This window comes from Sphingobium sp., from assembly GCF_035511395.1.
GTDB lineage: Bacteria > Pseudomonadota > Alphaproteobacteria > Sphingomonadales > Sphingomonadaceae > Sphingobium.
Genome location: NZ_DATKFP010000414.1, coordinates 1 through 3,212, shown reverse-complemented (window position 1 = coordinate 3,212; position 3,212 = coordinate 1). Strand labels below are relative to the sequence as shown.

General features: G+C 65.2%; 5 protein-coding genes. 3 read left to right on the top strand and 2 right to left on the bottom strand.

Annotation, left to right across the window (positions count from 1 at the left end):
* The 3 genes from VMR39_RS27935 to VMR39_RS27925 all read left to right on the top strand — a co-directional run.
* A partial coding sequence (locus VMR39_RS27935) for a hypothetical protein (RefSeq protein WP_325421387.1) occupies positions 1-896 on the top strand: 896 nt, incomplete at its 5' end.
* Complete coding sequence (locus tag VMR39_RS27930) at positions 874-1,167, top strand: HNH endonuclease (protein ID WP_325421389.1); 294 nt, start codon at positions 874-876, stop codon at positions 1,165-1,167. The genes VMR39_RS27935 and VMR39_RS27930, both read left to right, overlap by 23 nt.
* A 66-nt stretch (positions 1,168-1,233) precedes the next feature.
* The gene (locus tag VMR39_RS27925) at positions 1,234-1,752 is read left to right on the top strand and encodes a DUF3617 domain-containing protein (protein ID WP_325421385.1); all 519 of its coding nucleotides are present in this window, start codon (positions 1,234-1,236) and stop codon (positions 1,750-1,752) included.
* A 6-nt stretch (positions 1,753-1,758) separates the two neighbouring features.
* Here the strand turns inward: VMR39_RS27925 and VMR39_RS27920 are convergent, their stop codons facing one another.
* Together VMR39_RS27920 and VMR39_RS27915 are read right to left on the bottom strand one after the other, a co-directional pair.
* A complete protein-coding gene (locus VMR39_RS27920; protein WP_325421383.1) occupies positions 1,759-2,187 on the bottom strand; it encodes a GFA family protein in 429 nt (142 codons plus the stop codon).
* 163 nt (positions 2,188-2,350) lie between these two features.
* Positions 2,351-3,212: MBL fold metallo-hydrolase (locus VMR39_RS27915; RefSeq protein ID WP_325421381.1), on the bottom strand; the 862-nt coding region annotated here is incomplete at its 5' end.

The window sequence follows — 3,212 nt, the reverse complement described above, 5'->3', positions numbered from 1 at the left end:
GCGCGACCGCAGCGATCCTCGCGCTGCTGCTGGCGCCTCTTACGGCATCGGCGCAGGAAGGCGACACGATCATTGTCGAGGGCCAGCGCCTCACGCGCGAGGAGGTGCGGGCCAAGGCCAACGACTTCGTCCGCAAGCTGGGCGTCGTGCAGGGCGATCGCAGCGTCGCCCGCTGGGTGGAAGGGGTCTGCCCGAAGGTGAAGGGCCTGTCGCCCGACCATGCCCGCATCGTCGTCAATCGCCTGCGCGCCACGATCAAGGCGATCGGCGCGCCGCTGGCGAAGGAGGATTGCGACACCAACTTCCTCGTCGCCTTCGTCAGCGACGGCAAGGAAATGGTATCGATCATTGATGACAAGCGGCCCAGCCGCATGGCGCAGGTGGAAGGGGCGGAACGTCGCACGCTGCTGGAAAGCGATGCGCCGATCCGCTGGTGGTACACGATCGGTACCGGATCGGGCGACGGCGCGATGACCAGCACGACGCCCTCTCCGGTCACGGGCGGCAACAGCCAGTCCGGCGCCTCCATGCTGCCCGATGGCGTACCTATGGGTGGCTCCTTCGCGTCCAGCCTGATCCGCACCCAGGCGGTGCGGATGCTGTCCGCCGCGACCGTCATCATCGACGTCAACCGGGCGGAGGGCGTGTCGCTCAACGCCGCCACCAACTATGCCGCCTTTGTCGGCCTGAGCGAGGTGCGCGGCAGGATGCTGCCGGCGGTGCCTTCCATCCTCAACCTGTTCGCGCCGCAGGACAAGGCCAGCGACCTGACCGACTGGGACCGGCGTTTCCTGGTTCAACTCTACGATCTTCCGCTTAACCGTTTCGGCCGGGCGCAGCGCGGCCATCTGGTCAAGGCGCTGGTCGATGAGGATGGGTCGGACACTGCCGACTGACGCGCCGGACCGCTGCTGGCTGTGCGACCGGCCGCTCGGTCGCCGGGTTGAATGGCATCATCCGCTGCCCAAAAGTCGGGGCGGGCGGGAGGTGGTGCCGCTGCATCCCATCTGCCATCGCACCATCCACGCGACGCTGACCAATGCGCAGCTGGCGCGCGCCTATGGCGACCGGGACGCGTTGCGTGCCCAGCCCGACATTGCCCGCTTCCTCCTCTGGGTCGCCGCCAGGCCGCCCGACTTCCATGCACCGACCCGCAGCCGGCGATGATTTCCCTTGCGCTTCATGGGCAAGCAGTAGAGCGTTGAAATGTTCTACCGAAAACGGGGAGAGGATATGCGAAAGACCTGGCATGCGGCCCTGCCGCTGGCCCTTATACTTGGCGGCACCCTTGGCCTGGCCGCTTGCGGCAGCGACCCCGCGCCCGCGCCGCAGGCCGAAGAGGCGCCCGTCGTCATGAAGGCCGGCCAGTGGGGACTGACCCGCAAGACCACGGGTTACAATACCCCCACCGTCACGCCAGCCGAATATCAGGAAGCGCTGAAGCAGATCGACGAGGAGAAGCTCTGCATCGCCATTGACAAGGACGGCCTGCCGGATGCCAACGCGATCGCGGGCAAGGAAGGGACGGAGTGCAGCTACAAGGACAAGATGGCGCGCAAGGGGCGCCTGATCGCGACGATGAGTTGCAAGTCGGGCGCGGGCACGTCCGAAATCGCGGTGGAGGGCAATTATACCGCGGACACGCTGACGCTGGGCACCACCATGACCAGGACGGAAGGCGGCAAGCCCGTCCTGCGCACCACCCATGACCTGACCGGAACCCGCGAAGGGGATTGCCCCGCCGCGCCCTGAAGCCCGTTATGTGTCACCACCGGGCGCGAAGGCGGCGAACACCTCCGCGCCCGTCATCACCTGCGTCTCTTCACGGAAATTATAGCTGGCGGGCTTTTCCTCGATAAAGATCTGAGTGGTGAAGGGGAAGGCGCCGGGATCGGCGAAGGCCTGCACCGACACGGCGACATGCGCGCCGTCCTTCGATCGCCAGATCAGCGAACTGCCGCAGCTTTTGCAGAAGCATCGCTCGCCCCATTCCGACGAGGCGTAGACGCCCAGCGTGTCGGAATCGGCCAGAACGACCTCCCGACATTCGACCGACAGGAATATGCCGCCGGTCCAGCGCCGGCACATCGTACAATGGCATGCTCCCATTTCCGTCCTGGCGATCACCGCGTCGAAGCGGACTGCGCCGCAAAGACATTGTCCGGACTGTCGAACCACTTCCGTCACTGTGCGCTCTCCTGTGCAAGACCTGTGGGCAGGCTGTGAACGACCTGTGGATAAGTTGTGGATATCACCTGGCGTTATTCTGCCCGAATTGGATCGGGATAAACTGCATTTTCCTTTGTTTTCCGTGATTTCCGATACGTGAAATGTCCCATTTCACTCGAAATCACTCCAACGCGCGCAGCGCCCGTTCATCGCATCGCTTTCGACCCACCGGTACCGGACTGACCGTCGGCACCATCAGCGACTGGCCGATCCGCAGCGGGGCGAAGCGTTTGCGCTCTATCCCCTCGCAGCGCAGCGCCAGTTCCAGCATCCGGGGCGGCGTGTCCCATTGCTCATAGGACAGGCGGAACGTGCCCCAATGGATGGGGATGGCGGTGGACGCGCCTAGTCGCCTGAACACCTCGACCGCCTGCACCGGGCCGATATGCGCGTCGGACTGCATCTGCCCCTTCCAGAATCGGAACGCGCCGATCGGGATCAGCGCCAGCCGGATCGGGCCGTACCGCCGCGCCTCGTAGGGCCAGCCCATGTCGCCCGCGCCGGTATCGCCCGCGAAGAAGATATTGCCCGCCCGCGTCTCGATCACGAAGCTCGACCAGAGCGCGCGGTTGCGGTCGGAGCCCCAGCGGCTGCCCCAATGATGGTTGCGCGTCACATGCACCTGATAGTCGGGGCAATGTTCGTAATTGCCGCACTGGATGACCGCCTGCGGAGCAAGCCCGTTCAGCGCCGCGCCGCTGATCGACTGCCCCCAGTCCAGCGCCGTCGACGGGATGCCCTCGCGCTTAAGGATCGTGTCGTTGCCCAGGCTGGTGACGATCTTCGGCCGGTCCCGCTCCCACAGCTTCTTCAGCGTCGGCAGGTCCATATGGTCATAATGATTGTGACTGAGGATGATGAGGTCGATCTTGGGCAGGTCGTCGAAGCGGATACCGGGCTGCGCGATGCGCTTCGGGCCGATCGGCGGGAAAGGGCTGGCATGGTCGGACCAGATCGGATCGGTCAGGATATTGAGGCCGGCC